We start from the raw sequence: 17105 nt of genomic DNA on the forward strand, positions 1-17105 counted from the left end.
CCCGTCCAAGAATGTCTTAAAAGCCCTGTTATTTGCTTGTAAATACAGGGCTTTTTTATTTTTCCCGTCCAAATCGGTTTGCAGATGTCCGTTACCAGTTGCTGTTTAAGTGGTGGGCAAAATGGTGGGCAAGACCTGTTTTTTTGACTCAATAAGCAAAAAGTCAAGGTATCTGGTGAGCAGATTTTTGCATCTATCTCACCACCGCCTTATGCCATCTCCACTTATCGTGCTGCTTGCAGATTGTTCAATCACTCAACTATCGAACCAATCGATAAACAAACAGTGGTGGGCAATGGTGAGCAAATTTTAACGATTTCTTAGGAATATAGAGTAACAAACGATGGCAAAACTAACCGCAACTCAGGTGCAGTCTTATGCTCGCACCGCAACAGCAAACAAAAAATACAGTGATGGGAATGGCCTATATTTTTGCGTAAGAAAATCTGGCATGCCGTATTGGATGCTAAGGTATACCAGCCTAAACGGACGACGAGAAGCCACGCTCGGTCAATATCCAAGCATGACCTTAGCAGAGGCTCGACTTGAATCATCTAAAATGCAGCTACAACTTCAGCAAGGTGAAGACCCATTAGCAATCCGTGCTATTGAAACCATCCCAGAGATCCAAAATGTCAGTCAGCTGTTTCAAGACTGGTATGCCAAAGACTTAAGTCGCCGATTAAAGCACCCGAATATACCCAAACGTGTTTTTACCAAAGAAATTGCACCAGTGATTGGTCAACTTCCTATCCAAGCCGTGCGGCCAACACATGTACGTGAAGTATTGGAACGCATTCGAGAAAGTAACCGCCCTACCATTGCCAACGATACCTTGATGTACATGAAGCAGCTGTTTCGACATGCGATAAAGCTCGACTTAACGCTGAACAACCCCGCCGCAGCATTTACCGTGGACGATGCCGGTGGTGTGGAGTCCAGTAAAGACAGGATGCTCAGCAAAGAGGAAATTCACTACGCCTTTAGCGTGTTTCATACCCATATCAATAGCTTTGGCCGCGACAACTACCTCGCTTGCTGCCTGTTTTTGGTATTGGGCGTGCGCAAAAGCGAACTGTGCGAAGCCATGTGGCGTGAAATGGATTTAACCACGGGCGTATGGGACCTACCCAAGGAACGAAGTAAAACTGGCGTCCCAATCAGCATTCCCTTACCACGCCAAGCCATTGCCTGGTTTAACGAGCTACAAATCCGCGCTTGTGGCTCGCCTTATGTTTTTCCAGCCAGACGAGCAAGCCATCGTCCACATATGGGGCCAGATACGCTAAACCGCGCCATTTCTAAACTCTTTGGTCGCGAGCCTGGGCGCAAAAAACAGCCACCGAATAAAATGGGCAAGCTTGAACACTTCACCGTACACGATCTGCGCCGCACCTTTCGCAGCCTTGCCGCCTCTTTGGGCATTGCAGGCAATGTGGCCGAACGCTGTCTTAACCATAAGCTAAAAGGCGTTGAGGGTATCTACGACCGCCACGATTACTTTGAAGAGCGCCGAATTGCCCATCAAACCGTAGCTGATGTGGTTGAACCACTGGTGAACTTTGAGCACCCTTCACAGCACAACACAGGAGGGCATTAACATGCAATTTATGATGCAACTCGCCCCCATTACCTTTCCAATAGCCATGCTGGCAGGACTTGGCTGGTGTATTGGCATTGCCCTACTCGAACAGTCTCATGGCATAGGCTACGCACTGACTAGATATTGCCTGACGACATTCGTGGTACTCGCCCCTTGGCTGACGCTAAAACTCACTTTCTACGTGATTGTCAGTTTAGGACGCAAACTGGGGCTCATCCCGCCTGCACGCCCAACGCACAGCTTGGGGTATGAAGAATCACTCTATTGGTTCAGAGTATTGGCCTTCTTCGATGGCAAACGCAGCCGCATGCCGAAAAGGCCCATCAGGCGAAACTAACAAGCCCCCATTTGCTCACTTACTGTGGGCAGATGGGACAATGGGGCAACACCAGATATGCCAAGCTTTATAGGGTGAATAAGAGGAATTTGAACCGCCCCAAGGAATGGGGCAATCGGGGGCTATGCAAAGTTTATAATTGGGTTAAACGCTGCTTTGCAAGCGCCCAAGGTAAGCGACGACCAGCTTTTGCCATTTTATCGTAGGCAGCTTGAGCTTCTTCAACTGACAATACACCATGGGTGACGAGCTGCTCAACAACCCATAGCGTACCTTGAACTATTATCGCTTCTTTTTCAGCCGCCTTCCTAAGCGCCATATCCCCAGTTAGCAATGGACACTGTTCTTGTTTCGCCAACGCAAGTGCAAAGCAATCGTTCATGCTAGGGCCAGTATACTTTTGCCTCAGTTCAAATGAGTACATCATAGACTCAGGGCTTAACTCCCCCAACAACAACCCTAACTCGAGTAAATAGCCATGTTGATCGCTTAACTCCTCGTGGAATAACACATCTGGAACTTTGAACTGGTAAGGCAAATTGAAAAAGACGCCTAATAATTGGCCTTCTTCGAGATCAATGAGGATATTGGCATCACTGATCAACAAATACATTTAAACAGCCTCAGCCAACATTTGGCGCTGCTTATGCAATGCCATCACTGACATCTGTAACAGCTCAGCGGCTTTCGATTCACTAACAATTCCCTCTGCCAATGCACGATAAACCAACTGCTCAAACAATAATGTTTGTTCTTGTGGATAAGGGTTCCCAGGCTCTTGCTTTCGCCAACCGTTTTTTGAGAACTGTATAAATATTTGGCGTTTTTTCTCTTCGGTGATCACACCAAGGTCGGCACTGCGATACAAACAAGCTGCCATGCTTAAGCCATATTCGTGTTTCAGGAAATATAGCTCTTTGGGGTCTACGTTCGAACGTCGCTCTCCTAGATGCTGAAAAAGGCCTACTTCAGGCAGTAAAAACGCAGAAGCAAAGCGGTTGCAGGCCATCTCTTCGTCAAGGGATTCATCGAGTAAGCCATGTAAAACAAGGTGGCCAAGCTCATGCGCCAATGTGAACCGCTGGCGGCAACCAGGCCAATGAGAAGACACAACAACAATTGGCTGCCCTGATATTTTGGCTTGTAACCCATCAAATTTATCGGCTTGGGGTACGTTACTGACAATCACCAAAATACCTTTAGACTCAAGCAAGTCGATTAAGTCTGGCAATGGATTCATACCTAACTGCCAATCAGTACGGACTTTGGCGGCAACCTGCTCTACTGCGTCTAAAGTACTTACAACAGGAACGTCGGGGTGGTAGTTAAAACTAGCTATCGGGAAGTTTGGCCATACATTTTTAAGCGCTAACCAGCGCTCGGCTTGGTCAACCACATCGGACTCAATCTTCTTTAGCAACTTAGCTGAAGCTGAGGCTTTTTTACGATACTCCACCTCACCCAAAGTCACCTGTGCTGGGCGAAAGAAGTATTCAGTACGAACCGACAAAGCCGTCGCCAATTTAAGTAAAACTCCCGACGAAGGCATACTCTGGTCGTGCTCGTATTTTTTAACCATGTTGGCACTAATACCAACTTGCTCACCCAAGGCCTGCATCGACAGGCCAGCGGCTGCACGGGCTCGTTTTATGCGCTCTCCAATCATACAGACCTCTGGTTTATGAAAACTAAAATTATTTTAAAAATATAAACCAAGTTGGCGTTTTTGTCGATTGGTTTTACAGGGCAATCATTCGCGTGTTCGCGCACACACTTCCCCATGCCTTTATACCCATACGCCAAAACCACTATCCGTTTGGCTTTTGGATCGAAACGCCAAACAGGGAAATTAGCCCATTCTCTGTTTGGCTTCTCGATTGAAATCCAACATTGCTAAGCCTTGCCAGTACTGGATCAAAGCAAGACTTGGCACTTTTTGCACCCTAAACCAACCTCGAATCCAAAGTACAAACCGTTTGTTTTTTCTAACCCAGAATGCAAACGATCGTTTGGCGTCTCGATTTTTTTGCACTTGGCGAACACAGCCAAACAGCACCGTATTGGACTATGTATATCAAACAGTTAGCCGCGCACAGGTCATCATAAAAAGCCGATTTGACTGGTTAGTTTGATGGCCATTTCTTTCATCTAATTCACCACCGCGTCTGCACCCGACCACTGAAAATAGACGGCATGACGAACCAACAAGGTGATAAGTGACGTGTTATGGGCAAGTGGCAACGACTCGAATAGAGAATGGATACAGCAGGTGGTCGCTTTACTGGTTGGGCATGGCGCGTTTACCCTCTATCCAGCATTAAGCCAGTGCGATAATGCCGCCGAACGTTTAACCCGCTGGCTGACCTATCAGTTACCACGCGTTAAAAAAGCACACCCTAGCTGCCCGATTCACCAATGGCTGAACAGCATTGGCGCACAAGTGATCGTAGAAAAATGGCAGAGCCCCGAGCAATGGCCAAACCTGCATTGGCTACCTTTACCTGAGGTTGATGGCCACCCGCAAGGCGGCTTGGTTTTGTTACCAGCGCATTTTTTACCGGTATATGTGGATGGCACAATTCAAACCAGAACATTGCAAGCAAACACGCCCGCCAACGCCTGCATCTTTTGGTGCATTACGCCTTTATCTAAAACAGGAAAGCGCGCTACCTTGCACCCCAAACAGCAAAACCGCGCCTTTTGCCTGCCCAGTTCGCCGGAGCAAATGGGTAAATCGTGCACAGGGTTATTAGTGAGCGGTTTGAAAAAAGAGCGCCAAAAACGAAACGGCAACGTGATCAGCCACCAAATCAACCTAGCGCTGCTGCACCACCTTTGTGGGCCGGAGAATGAAGTTTGGATGAAAGCGAGTTTTGGTGCCGTAACTCATTACGGTACCAAAAATTAGAAGCCTGAAAAAAGAGTAACCCCTCGCAGGGCGCTGATCTAACGGGTAGCGGGAGGGGTGTTGTTGGTTCGATTTTTAATATCAAAAGATCAAATAGCTCAAGTTAGGCTTTTACTCAGGCTACCGTTTGAACTATCCGGAACTTCCAGATGGTTTCACTTTTTACAATGCTTACCATCATTGCCCTTGAGTACCGGCTCATACAGTTTCAACCTCAACGGCCTCACCAACACTTCTCATTAATGAAGAAAACTGCTCATTGTCCTGTTTTAGTCGATCGATGATTTGCCTTGCAGCCGTTTGCATTTCTGGTACATCTATAGGTATCGAGCCACTTTCGAAGCACCCCTTTAAATGTGAAAACTCGTTATTGATTCTATCAACTAACACTGCTGGGATTTTTTCATCACCAAAAAACAGCTTTAACTTATCTTCATCAGATGTTTGATCTGGGTACTTATAGTAAAGATAAATCTCGAAAAATTTGCGCGCATTATTCGCAAAGTTATAAAACGAGTTGAAGTTTGCATCATTAACACTTTCGACATTGGCGCACTTGTAGATTTGATGAAAAAGATAATTGAACTCTGTGATGTATTTTTTTAGGTAATCAGGCATAGACTGAATTGTAGAAAATTTACCTTGCCTAATCACAACAAAGAAATCTTTCTGGTAGCTTTTTAACTTCCCAGAGCCTGCTGGATCGATATACTTGCCATTCAGCATTCTCAGATACTTCAAGAAATCAAGGTTGTGTGTTGAAACAAACAGTTGTGCAAACTTACCCTTCTCGACTACTTCCGCATTTAACAGGCTATAAATAAAGAAAATATGGTTGCCATCGAGCGAGGAGATAGGATCATCAATCCAAATAATGGGGTTTGAATCTTTGGTTGCGACATCATCCAACTTGGCCAAAAAGTAGCAGAATGCCAGCAAACTGCACTCGCCTTCGCTTAGGTGATAAGCTTTCTTGCCGTCACGGATCACTTCAAACCGAATACGTTTTGCCTCTTGCGTTGGCCCTTCATCTTTTTTAGCCTCCAACGTCAAAAACTGATGTCCGAAAAAATTATTCAGATATTCATTTACCTTTTTAGCCCCTTTTTCTTCGTCATTCAGTTCACGTTTCTTAGCCGTAACTTGTGCTTGTTTTTGGGTAATATTCGTGTTGATAATCGCCTGCGCTTGTTGAGCCTCGTCTCTTTTCTGCCGTAAGGTTTCAATTGAATTGAGCTGTGCTTGGTAATCAATCGTAAGCAAGTACTCAGCGACCTCTTTCAATCGCAAGTCGGCTTTGGCCTTGGTTTGTTCGTCGGCTAATGAGCTGCTAAATAACTCTGATTGAGCGCAAAGGTCACTATAATCCTGCCAGATTTGCGTTAGTTTCGCGGTACAATCAGCAGGGTTCTCATAGTCTTTAACGTTTAAAATATCACCTTTTCGCGCCTTCAGTTGTTTGGTTAGATTACCTAAAGCAAGCTGATAGTCTTTGGTTGCAGCTTTTAACCTTAAATTTAAGGCAGTTAGTTGTGAGTGAAACTTGGAATAAAAAGCAGATTGATCTATGGTGAGTGCGGATTGAATTGTTTGGTTTTCGGTTTCTATCTTAGCAAGCAACGCATCAATCGACTTTTCTAATTGCTCAGATTCTTCATCAAAGTGCTTATCAAGCTCTGCCCACCGCTCAGTCGAAATTTCATTGTCACAAAATGCGCATTTTTCATGCTTATTTCGATGATGAGAACGGCCTTCATTGACCCAGCGATTAAGTACAGCATCTTTTACTAACGCCTGAATTTTATCAGACTCACTGATGGGCTTGGTTACCAATGTTTCAACTTCTAGTGCCAAGCTTAAAAAACTTAGCTGAGGTGAAGAAAATTTAGGTATTGCAGGCAAAACCTTTTCATCAATCAGCTTTTCGTGCTCGCTCACTTGCTCTGATGTTAACGGCTGAAAATCAGGGCTACTAACAGTTGTGATATCGGCCTTTAATTTGGTAATGGTGTAGTTTTGGTCACCAAAACGCTCAGGCTTGTATTTAATGCCGATGTCTTTATTAGTCGCTTTATCACCCAGTTGTTTTTCTAGACTTTCATTCGATTGTTTATGAGAGGCAAAGGCATTGCTGTATGCAACTGCGGCCTGCTTTTTGTCGGCAAACAAACCGGTTTCTTGCCCTTCAATACTAGAACCGAGTTCTTCCTCAAGAGCTTCAATCTCTTTTTCGATCTTATTATTGTCATCGCCTAAAATGGCAAATGGCTCAATGCTGTCGTCAGGGTTAGTGATAAATCGAAGGTTATCTCTAATAAAGTCTTCATTGAAAACACGAATGTTCTTGTCGTGGGTGGTTAAGGCCGCGAGTGTTACATCTGAGTTGTCAGCAAATTTTAGTTGAAACGAAGGCGCACCATATTTGTCTGATAAAGTGCGTGTCTCTAGAGCACGAGCAATACGCGACAGCGTGGTCTTACCGGAGTAGTTGCGCCCATAGATGATGTTGATATCAACAAAGTTCTGAACAGCGCCGCCTTTGTTTTTAACCTCACTATCCCAGCTAAAATCGTCAAACACACCAAGCTTTTTAATGTGCTGAATTTTCTTTAGCATCCTAAACCTCCTTGTCGTCGTTCACTCGGTCGCAAGCTGCCATCAATAATGCTCTTCTATATACCCATATGCCTTTTGAAACAGCTCTTTGTCTTTACCTAAACCAAACTGGGCCAGTGTTACTAACAGCGCCTTTTGGATTTCGCGCGGGCCGCTGTTGGAGTTTTGCCAGCCTTCAAATCGGGTGGCTTTAACGATCTTGTCGATTTGCTCTACTACATCGCCGATTAGCTTCGGCGTGGTTTCTGGGCGAGTTTCCAGGAAGAGTTTGGTTAAGGCCTGTTTGTTGTCCTCTTGGGTCACCACGTGCTCGCCGGTTTCGCGCTCGGCTTGTACCGTATCTTTGGCGGCGTCTAACAGGCCTTTTAACCAGTCGATGGCTTTGATGACGCCAGACTCATAGTCTTGGCGCAGTTTTTCTAAGCGTTCACCCAGCTCGACAAACTTAGGGTCGTTGCTGCCACGTAGGCGGCCCATCAAGTCAAGTTCGAGGCGCTTCGCGCGCTGCTCTTGCTCTTTGTCGGTCAGGGTGAAAATGGCGTGCTCATCCATGATGAGTTCGTCGATATCATCGCGGATGCGATTGATGTCGGTATGCTCGTGGATCATCTTGATGGTTTCAGGACCAAGAGCCGCCCACACCAAAGCGCCGGTTTGGCCGACTGGGCGCACCGATTCGTAAATCTGTGCCAGCCATTTATAGTCTTTGCGATACGGGGCTAAGAAGGTGTCTGGGTTAATGGCTGACCAAAGCTTGGCTAACACGCCAAAGCTCGCGGCAAATTCATCGCGCTTTTCATTGGTTGGCAGGCATTCTTGCGCCGCCATGATGCCTTCGAAACCTTCTAAGGTGCGGTCAACACTCGGGAAGTAGGACAAACATTTATCTAACTGGGCGGGTAATAATTCTTTAAAGGCTTCAATGCCTTCTACCACGCCATCGATTTCTTCCGGGTTGTAGGCCAGTGCGGTGCGCAGGTTTTCAAACACGCCGAGGTAATCAATGATAAGGCCCATGTCTTTACGCACATCGTCTGTTTCGTACAAACGGTTGGTGCGGCACATGGCTTGTAGCAAGGTATGGTCACGCAGCGGTTTATCCAAGTACATGCAGTAGCAGATTGGCGCGTCAAATCCGGTGAGCAGCTTAGCGGTGACGATGATCAGCTGCAACGAATGCTTAGGGTCTTTAAAGCTTTCGATTAAGTCTTTCTGGGTTTGGTCTTCGGCATCAATCTGCTGCCAACGCTCAAAATCTGCTTGCTGAATCGGCAGCTCTAAATCATCGTGCCACTTACGCCAGTCTTTATTGAGCTTGTCTTTTTTACCGCCTTCTTCGGCTTTTACGGGTGCCTGGTCGACGTTCATCACCACTTCAACGGCATCAAAGCCGAGTTTTTCACCCAGTAAATAATACATCTGCACGCAGGCATCGCGGTCGTACACCACCACCATGCCTTTCATCTTTTTCGGCTTAACGTGGCTGGTAAAGTGCTCGGCAATATCGGCGCTGACTGCAGCCATTCGCTTGGGCGCTTTAAGCATCACTGCTAATTTGCCAGCGCGTTTTGATAGTGCGGCCTTTTCTTCGTCGTCGAGATTATTGTCTTTGGCGAGCTGCTCAAACTCTTGGTTGATTGCATCGCGGTCTACTCGCAGCTCCGCCAAACGTGGTTCAAACTTCACTGGGTTTGTTGCGCCATCGCGGATTGACTGCTTGTAGCTGTAGCGGTTCATGTAACGGCCGGGGTCTTCTTCGGCACCAAATAGCTTGAAGGTGTTGCGATCAATACCCGAAATCGGTGTACCGGTTAACCCATAGAAGTGCGCTTGTGGCAGGGCCCAGCGCATTTTCTCGCCCAAGCCACCTTCTTGGGTGCGGTGGGCTTCGTCCACCAACACAATAATGTTGTCGCGGCTGTTAAGGCCGTTGGGGTTGCTATCGTCTATCTCGACATCTTTAAACTTAAAAATGGTAGTAATTAAAATGCCGCGACTGTCTTGCTCGATATGTTCGCCGAGTTTTTTGCAGCTTTGTACTTTGATTAGATTTTTAACGTCCGCACCGCCAAAGGTCTCGTTGATTTGGCTATCTAGGTCGCGGCGGTCTACCACGATCAATACGGTGGGGTTTTTCAGGGCATTATCACTACGCAGCATTTTGGCGGCGTAGAGCATCAATAAGGATTTACCCGAGCCCTGGAAATGCCAGATCAGGCCTTTTTTCGGGTAGCCTTTGCGCACACGCTCTACAATCTGCTTGGCCGCTTCAAACTGGGGGTAACGCGGCAGAATTTTAATGCGCTTGGCTGGTGCGTTCTTACCGGTTTTCACCGTTGAAAACAGCGCGAAAGATTCCAGTAACTGTAATAAGGTTTGTGGGTTTAACAAGCCCTCACAGCTGTCCAGCACCGATGCCAAACCGGGCAGAATGTCATCGCGCAGGTCGGTATTGTGCCAAGGGCCCCAATCTTTTACCCGGGCGTTAATGGCACCATAAGCGAAGGTTTTCCCTTCACTGGCAAAACACAGCAGGTTGGGCACAAAGTAGGGTTCAACGTTTTTCCAGTAGTGCTTTTTACCGCCCATAAAATCGGCGGCGCCGTCTTGCCAGGTTACACTCGGGCGGGTAGCGGTTTTCACTTCGCCCACCACCAAGGGAATACCGTTCACATAGAGCACAATATCAAAATAGACTTCGGTGGCCGCGATATAGTGCACCTGCTGCGACACCACAAAGTGGTTGTTGTCGATATTGTCAAAATCAATCAGGTTGATGGTGATATGGTCGCCATTCTCACCAAAGGGCAAGGTCTTTTCGGCCATTAGCCATTCATGAAAGTTTTCATTGGCTTTTACCAAGCCGGTATGACGCGCTTCCAGCACCACACCACGCAGCTTATAAATCACTTCATCGGCATAATCAGGCTGCTTGGCTAAACGTGAGTTTAACGAACACAGCGCATCTTTTAGCCACTCATCAACGAAGATATCCTGCGCTTGCTTGGGCAGGCTCTCGCCGTGGCAGTAAGTCCACTTTATCCCGCTTAAACCCTTTAAGCGGTCGATAATTCCATTTTCTGTGACGGTCTGTTCGTTAAACATAGCTATTCCATTGTATTTATCAATGCGTTCAGGATTTCCTTAACTGCAACTTTTTTGTAATGCAGCTCTGATTTAGGAATTGAATCTAGAGTGTCCATTATTTGAGTCTGTATATTCAGTGCTGGCAAATAAAACTCGAAATCACTTAGGCTTTTCAAAGATAAGTTTGGTCGAGCATTATCAACTTTGCTTAAACCGAAATAGACCTGCCCATTGGTACTATAAAGTTGTGCTAATAGCCACCGTGAATCTAATCTACTAGAAGGCCTCAAAAGTGCTACAGCCTGATTTACATTGGCTTTTTCATATTGCCCATCCCACAATGCGCATCTACCAATTGATGCTCCTACAATATTTACCAAGACATCCCCTTTGACCAACTGTGAACGCTTCAGATTCTTTTCTGAAAACTCGTGAGGGATAAACTTCGGGGAAGATACATCGATACTTTTATGTAAGACGTTTTCTGAAGTAACAAATAACGCACCGTCTTCGACATATTCAAATCCTTGCCATCTTGGTGAGGCTCCCTTTGTAATCAACTCACAAACGTCCCCCGCCTTTACTGTTGGCCAGTTTTTTAATTTCCCTTGTTCTACGAGTAATTTATCACCCAAAAGATTATTAACAGACTGTGATGACAAATCTGCTCTTTCAATATGAAATTCCAACTCTGATATTTTATCGAAGATTTCCAAAAGCTTTTTTTGCTTATCAATTAATGGCAAATTAAGCTCAAGTGGCGCTAATGATTTAAACTTTGTGCGTGGGGACAATGAGCCTGACGAAGTTTTAATTGCATGATCCCAAATCAGGTCAGATTGAATTATAAAGGGCAATAAATCATCTAAAAGTAAGTTACCTTTGGGGCAAAGTACAATTATATCCCCAGAGCAAATTCCATCAAACTCAGCAATGGCAGCCTTCTTTAAGTAAGGGCGACGTTTTCCAAAAAGAATATGACCTTTCTTAAAGACACGGGTAAAGCTTGGGTTATCTTCGGCAATCATTCCCCAGCGTTTTATTTTGAGTGAGCCAGAATCCAAGTGCTCCAAGCCAATGTAACGCTCATAACCATCGGCAATTGGGTCTTTGGTGGTGAGTTTTACTTCACGACAAATATCACCAAATTTAACGGTTTGTTTATCACTCATTACTGCACTTCCTCACCGTCAACTTCAAAACCAAGCTCTTTTAAGCTTTTAAATAACTTATTGGTCTGCTTTTTCAATTGCACTCGGCTGACTTTCCACGCCTCGATGGCATGTTCAATATCGTGCACTTCGCCATTGTTTTGCGCTTGCACATAGAGAGGAATCGACAGGTTGTAGAGGTTCTCTTTGATGGTGTCGATATCGACCAAAGCGGTAATGTCGCTTTGTTTTTCAGGGGCAAAGTAGGCTTCACAGAGAACAGCTAAATCATCATCTGATAATCGACTGTGGGCGCGTTCGCGGGTAACGTGTTCCACACCATTGATAAACAACACCTTGTTTTTGCGCTCAAACGGTTTATTGCAATTCAATACCACCACGCAGGATTCCATCGGCGAGTTGTAAAACAGGTTTGGCCCAAGGCCAATCACCGCTTCGATAATGTCGGACTCAATCACTTGTTTACGGATGCTTTGCTCGGAATCACGGAACAACACACCATGTGGCCAGAGCATCGCGGCGCGGCCAGTGTCGGGTTTCAGGCTTTTTATGATATGGGTGTAAAACGCATAATCGGCGCAGCCTTGCGGTGGAACGCCGTATAGGTTGCGGCCGTAAGGGTCAGCGGCAAACTTATCGCGGTTCCACTTTTTAATAGAGTAAGGCGGGTTAGCGAAAATCACATCAAACTGCTTAAGCTGGTCGTTTTCGATAAACTTGGGCTCGGCCAAAGTATCGCCGCGCAGCACATCGAATTCTTCAATGTCGTGCAGGAACATGTTCATGCGAGCGATGGCCGAGGTTAGTAGGTTGACCTCTTGCCCATACAAATGAACACTGCGCCACTCATCTCCGTGAGTGCGTAAATCCATCACTGCGTTAAGCAACATGCCACCGGTGCCGCAGGTGGGATCATAGGCGGTTTCACCGGGTTTTAAGCCCATGATGCGCGTCATGAGGTGTACGACGGTACGGTTGGTATAAAACTCGGCGGCGGTGTGGCCGGAGTCGTCGGCAAATTTTTTGATTAGGTATTCGTAAGCCTCACCCAGATCATCCTGAGCAACCGACTTGATACCCAGCGGAATTTTACTGAAGTGCTCAATCAGATCAGACAATAGGTGATCGGGCAGGCGCTCTTTATTGGTCCACTGGGCATCACCAAACACCCCATGTAAGCGCGGATTGTTGGCTTCAATTAAACGCAGTGCGTTTTGAATGGCCTCACCAATGTTTTTGCTGGTGTGGCGCACTTTTTCCCAGCGGGCTTCCTTGGGAATATCAAAACGGTGGAACATGGGCATGGCAGCGTATTCGGCATCGCCTTCATGGATCTCTAAGGCTTCGGTGTATTCTTCTAAATACACATCCGACAGGCGCTTATAAAACAGCAGCGGGAATATGTACTGTTTGTAGTCTGAGGCGTCGATTTGGCCGCGCAAAAACTCGGCTGCGCCCCAGAGTAAATCCTCTAATTTTTTCTTATTTAATGCGCTCATGATGTCTTCTTATCGCTTAGTTGCTGCTTTAGCTGCTGACCAAGCGCGGTTAATCGGTATTTTTGGTTACGGCTGGTTGGCTTGTCTGGAATGGTCATTTCTACCAAGGCTGGGGTGATCTCCAGCGCCGGTTTTAAGTAATGCTTACGGAAATGCTCGGCGTTTTTCAGTACCATTAATGCCATTAATTCGTCGCGGCTGTGCTCTTGGCTCATGAGGCTGATCATCCGTGCGACTTCCGTGGTGACTTCCGTGGTGACTTCCGTGGTGACTTCCGTGGTGACTTCCGTGGCGAACAGGGTCAAAGTCACGCCGGAGCTGCTGTCGGAGTGCCATTTCGGCGTGGGTAGGCCCGCTGCTTTACAAGCATCTTGGATCACCACACTGCCGCGACCAAGCTTTTCCATATAGCCTTGCAGGTATAAGCCGTGGGCGATGTCTGGGTTACGCAGTACCGAGATATGGCCTTGCTGAATCTTGTGCTCGTCGATGCCTTGCGGAAAAGCACCGGCGTTCCATATTTTTAGGTGTACAGGGCTAACTTCAACCTTAATGCCCCCGGCAAAGTTGCTGTAATCGCGGTGGGCAAATGCGTTAACAATGGCTTCGCGTACCGCTTGTTCTGGGTACATGGGGATGTCTTCGCGCTGATTATTAGCGCTGCTAAAGCGTGCGCGCGATGGCGTATTGCGCATCACAAAGGTAATAAGCTGTTCGATTACCTCGGCCATTGGGCCATCGAGGTGCTGTAAATCCTGATATTCGTCGTCGGCCTTATGGCGATAACACACCGCACGCACGCGGGCTTGCGGATGGCGTTTACTCGGCGCACTGGCCAATAATACATCGGCGGCATTGGTTAAGCGGCCGTATTTGGCCAAAGATAACAATTGCAACTGGTGCAGTAAGCCTTGTTCGGCTTGCGCGACCTCTTTCGGGATGCGTTTGGCGGATAGCAGTTTTTTACAAGCGCTGGCTGATAAACCTTGTTCGTCGAGTTCAGACGAGAACAAACGCTCCCAGCGGGTAGGCTCTACTTGCTTGCGCATGACCATGTCGCGGATGGTATCGACATCGGCTTTTTGGCTTTGTTCGCCAGCACGTATGTAGATGTCACTGTTAAAGGCGTAAGGGATGTCTTTGCCGGCCGGGACTTCAACCACTAATAACTGTTTGTTTTCGACTTGCTGTACTTCTACCGAAAACAGCACTGGCGGTTGAATCGCCGATTTAAGCTGGCTTTCGAGCTGTTCAGCTACCTGTTCGGCCTGCTCTACGCCCTTGATTTGGCCGTTGTCATCGACTCCACATAGCAGGTAACCACCTTGAGTATTTAAAAAGGCGCAAACTTGCGGACCGCAGTGTTTTAACTCGCAGCTTGTAAGGTATTCAAGGGTTTGATTTTCGCCCAGCGAAAGTAGTTGCTTGAGTTGTGCGGCCGTTTTACTCATGGCTTGCTCCTACTGAGGTGCTCACTTGACTGACATTTTGAAAATGTTCGGTCAGGCGCTGCTCTACATCTTGATAGCGAGAAAATTGCGCAACTACAAAAAGGTTGGCGTCGTCGTCACGATCGAACTTTTGTACCCAGTTGCCTTGACGATCATCCAGTGGCAGTTGTTCCATGGTGGCGTCTTCGTATAAGTCGATCACCTTAATATTGGAAATGGACGCTGCACCTTTGCGCAGTGTCAATTCTGAGCGCTGTTCTTGGGTTTTGTAACCTAAATCCATTAATAGGCGGCGGGCGAAGACGATTTGATCGTGCGCTAAAAACCAACGAGGTTTATTCAGCTCGATGGCTTTTTTCATCTCTTTATGGGTAATCGATAGTCCCGTTGCATCAACGCCACTGCCGTATTGTGGGGTAATGATGCCTAAAAATAGGTCACATTTTTCTACTGCTTTTAAGCAGCTTTCAAAGGCGGTTTCGTTGGAGGATACCGGTACTGTGCCTTTATGCGACATCCAAACTTCATAACCAAAGGCGGTGAGTAGTGAGTATACGCGGTCGAGCAGTTCTTCTACGCCATAAACGGTGGATGACACCATCACCGTGAGCTTTTTGCTCATAATTCAAACCCTTCCTTGATCAGCAGTGCTTCCAGTTCATTTTCGGCGTGCTCCAGGGCGGCCAGCTTTTGTTGGAAGTCTTTTAGCGCTTCTTCCACTGTGATGGTTTCTTCTTCCAGTGGTTTTTGTACATAACGTGCAATATTGAGGTTGAAGTCGTTTTCTTCAATCTCAGTTAACGCCACCCAGCGCGCAACGCCTTCGATTTCTTCGGCTTTAGGGCCTAAGGTTTCTTGCTGGCGATAGATGTTAAAAATTTCGTCGGCTTGATCATTAGACAAGGTATTTTGCGCACGGCCTTTGGTGAAGATTTCTTCCGCATTAATAATCAGCACGTGATCTTGATGATCGGCTGGGCGTGATTTGCGCAGTACTAAAATGCAGGCCGGAATGCCTGTGCCATAAAACAGGTTTGACGCTACGCCTATGATGGCTTCGATGCGGTTTTCTTGCAGCAGCTTGGTGCGGATTGCGCCTTCGGCCCCTCCACGGAATAACACGCCATGCGGCAATACCACTGCCATGCGCCCTTGCTTGTTTAACGAGGCAAACATATGTTGTACCCAGGCAAAGTCACCGTTGGTTTTAGGCGCTAAACCATATTGCTTACGGCCATAAGGGTCGGCAGACCAGAGATCATAGCCCCACTCTTTGAGGCTGAATGGCGGGTTAGCGATTACGCAATCAAAGGTTTCTAAGCGATCATTCACCAAAAACTTCGGCTCACGCAGGGTGTCGCCGCGAACGATGTCAAAATCTTCCTGACCATGTAAAAACAGGTTCATGCGGGCAATGGCCTCGGTGGTGAGGTTCTTCTCCTGGCCTTTGATTTTTAGCAAACGCGGATCACCACCGTTTTCTTTAACGTGGTGGATGGTTTCCAGTAGCATGCCGCCAGTACCACAAGCCGGGTCGTACACGCTTTCACCCGCTTGCGGGTCTAGGATGTTAACCATTAGGCGAACAATGGTGCGCGGGGTATAGAACTCACCGGCCTTTTTATTAGCCTTATCAGCAAAGCGTTTGATCAGATATTCATATGCCCGGCCCATATCGTCGTCACGTACAGACGCTACACCCAGGTTCACTTTGTTGAAATGGTTAAGCAAGGTAGCTAAGAGTTCATCCGACAGACGTTCTTTGTTGGTCCAGCTGGCATCGCCGAATATGCCGTGTAGCTTTGGGTTAGCCAGTTCAATACCGCGAAACGCATCTTTTAAGGCTTGGCCTATGTCTTTGGTTTCGGCAAAAACGTCTTTCCAGTGGCACTCTTGTGGAATTTGAATGCGGTGAAACATGTCGCCCTTGGCAAGCTCTTCATCGCCCACTTGTTCCATGGCGTCGATAAATTCCTCGTCGTACACATCGCAAATGCGCTTAAAAAAGAGGATCGGGAAAATATAAGTTTTGTAGTCCGATGCATCGATAGGCCCGGTAATAATGTGGGCTGCATGCCAGAGATGTGCTTCGAGGTCTTTGATGTTAATTAGGGTCATTTTGTATTCTCATTCACAGTGGAGGCCGCAGGCGATTTTTCGAGTAGTTCGTGTATATCGCAGTTAAACAAATCGCACAGTTTATCTAATGCCTCTAAGTCCACCTTAAGCGCCGTTTCTTTGTAAAGTAGCGTGACGGTGGTACGGCTTAGGCCGGTTTCTCGCATCACGTCGCTAATGCGCATTTTTCTCTCACCCATTAATCGGGCTAGGTGGCAGCGGATCATGCTCTCTCCACGGTGTTTTCTTAACCATAAACTTGGGGATTTTTCACTGTTGCTTACCCTACCACGATTATGATTATTCTCAACTTA

The 17105-nt window shown here is 46.9% G+C and carries 13 protein-coding genes; 3 read left to right on the forward strand and 10 right to left on the reverse strand.

Features of this window, described 5'->3' with window-relative positions; all coding sequences use genetic code 11:
* Positions 1-343: 343 nt before the first annotated feature.
* Positions 344-1600 (forward strand): tyrosine-type recombinase/integrase, encoded by a 1257-nt coding sequence (locus tag Q9312_RS14135; RefSeq protein ID WP_055464389.1) that lies wholly within the window; start codon positions 344-346, stop codon positions 1598-1600.
* A gap of 1 nt (position 1601) precedes the next feature.
* Entirely contained in the window at positions 1602-1940 is a 339-nt protein-coding gene (locus Q9312_RS14140) for a hypothetical protein (protein WP_055464388.1), read from the forward strand.
* 133 nt (positions 1941-2073) lie between these two features.
* Here the strand turns inward: Q9312_RS14140 and Q9312_RS14145 are convergent, their stop codons facing one another.
* Positions 2074-2553, reverse strand: coding sequence for a PIN domain-containing protein (locus Q9312_RS14145; protein ID WP_309201511.1), 480 nt, complete (start codon positions 2551-2553; stop codon positions 2074-2076).
* Positions 2554-3606 carry a helix-turn-helix domain-containing protein gene (locus Q9312_RS14150; protein WP_011149253.1) on the reverse strand — a complete coding sequence of 351 codons (1053 nt, stop codon included), beginning with the start codon at positions 3604-3606 and terminating at the stop codon, positions 2554-2556. It lies immediately after the preceding gene.
* Between the two features lie 555 nt (positions 3607-4161).
* Here Q9312_RS14150 and Q9312_RS14155 point away from each other — a divergent pair.
* On the forward strand, positions 4162-4848 hold the full coding sequence (locus Q9312_RS14155; RefSeq protein WP_309201512.1) for a hypothetical protein: 687 nt from the start codon (positions 4162-4164) through the stop codon (positions 4846-4848).
* Between the two features lie 198 nt (positions 4849-5046).
* On the opposite strand, the gene Q9312_RS14160 is transcribed toward Q9312_RS14155, so the two are convergent.
* From Q9312_RS14160 to Q9312_RS14195, 8 genes are read right to left on the reverse strand one after another with little or no spacing between them, the layout of a single operon-like run.
* Positions 5047-7464 carry an AAA family ATPase gene (locus tag Q9312_RS14160; RefSeq protein ID WP_309201513.1) on the reverse strand — a complete coding sequence of 806 codons (2418 nt, stop codon included), beginning with the start codon at positions 7462-7464 and terminating at the stop codon, positions 5047-5049.
* A 42-nt stretch (positions 7465-7506) separates the two neighbouring features.
* Complete coding sequence (locus tag Q9312_RS14165) at positions 7507-10569, reverse strand: type I restriction endonuclease subunit R (RefSeq protein ID WP_309201514.1); 3063 nt, start codon at positions 10567-10569, stop codon at positions 7507-7509.
* Positions 10570-10571: 2 nt separating this feature from the next.
* Positions 10572-11723, reverse strand: coding sequence for a restriction endonuclease subunit S (locus Q9312_RS14170; protein WP_309201515.1), 1152 nt, complete (start codon positions 11721-11723; stop codon positions 10572-10574).
* The gene (locus Q9312_RS14175; protein ID WP_309201516.1) at positions 11723-13222 is read right to left on the reverse strand and encodes a type I restriction-modification system subunit M; all 1500 of its coding nucleotides are present in this window, start codon (positions 13220-13222) and stop codon (positions 11723-11725) included. The genes Q9312_RS14170 and Q9312_RS14175 overlap by 1 nt, the downstream gene beginning before the upstream one ends.
* A complete protein-coding gene (locus Q9312_RS14180; RefSeq protein ID WP_309201517.1) occupies positions 13219-14673 on the reverse strand; it encodes an RNA/DNA-binding domain-containing protein in 1455 nt (484 codons plus the stop codon). The genes Q9312_RS14175 and Q9312_RS14180 overlap by 4 nt, the downstream gene beginning before the upstream one ends.
* Positions 14666-15295 carry a DUF4062 domain-containing protein gene (locus Q9312_RS14185; protein WP_309201518.1) on the reverse strand — a complete coding sequence of 210 codons (630 nt, stop codon included), beginning with the start codon at positions 15293-15295 and terminating at the stop codon, positions 14666-14668. The genes Q9312_RS14180 and Q9312_RS14185 overlap by 8 nt, the downstream gene beginning before the upstream one ends.
* Entirely contained in the window at positions 15292-16791 is a 1500-nt protein-coding gene (locus tag Q9312_RS14190) for a type I restriction-modification system subunit M (protein ID WP_271214674.1), read from the reverse strand. Before Q9312_RS14190 ends, Q9312_RS14185 begins: the two co-directional genes overlap by 4 nt.
* The gene (locus tag Q9312_RS14195; protein WP_025515205.1) at positions 16788-17018 is read right to left on the reverse strand and encodes a helix-turn-helix domain-containing protein; all 231 of its coding nucleotides are present in this window, start codon (positions 17016-17018) and stop codon (positions 16788-16790) included. The genes Q9312_RS14190 and Q9312_RS14195 overlap by 4 nt, the downstream gene beginning before the upstream one ends.
* Positions 17019-17105: the final 87 nt, after the last annotated feature.

The sequence above is a fragment of the Pleionea litopenaei genome, assembly GCF_031198435.1.
In the GTDB taxonomy this organism is placed as follows: Bacteria; Pseudomonadota; Gammaproteobacteria; order Enterobacterales; family Kangiellaceae; genus Pleionea; species Pleionea litopenaei.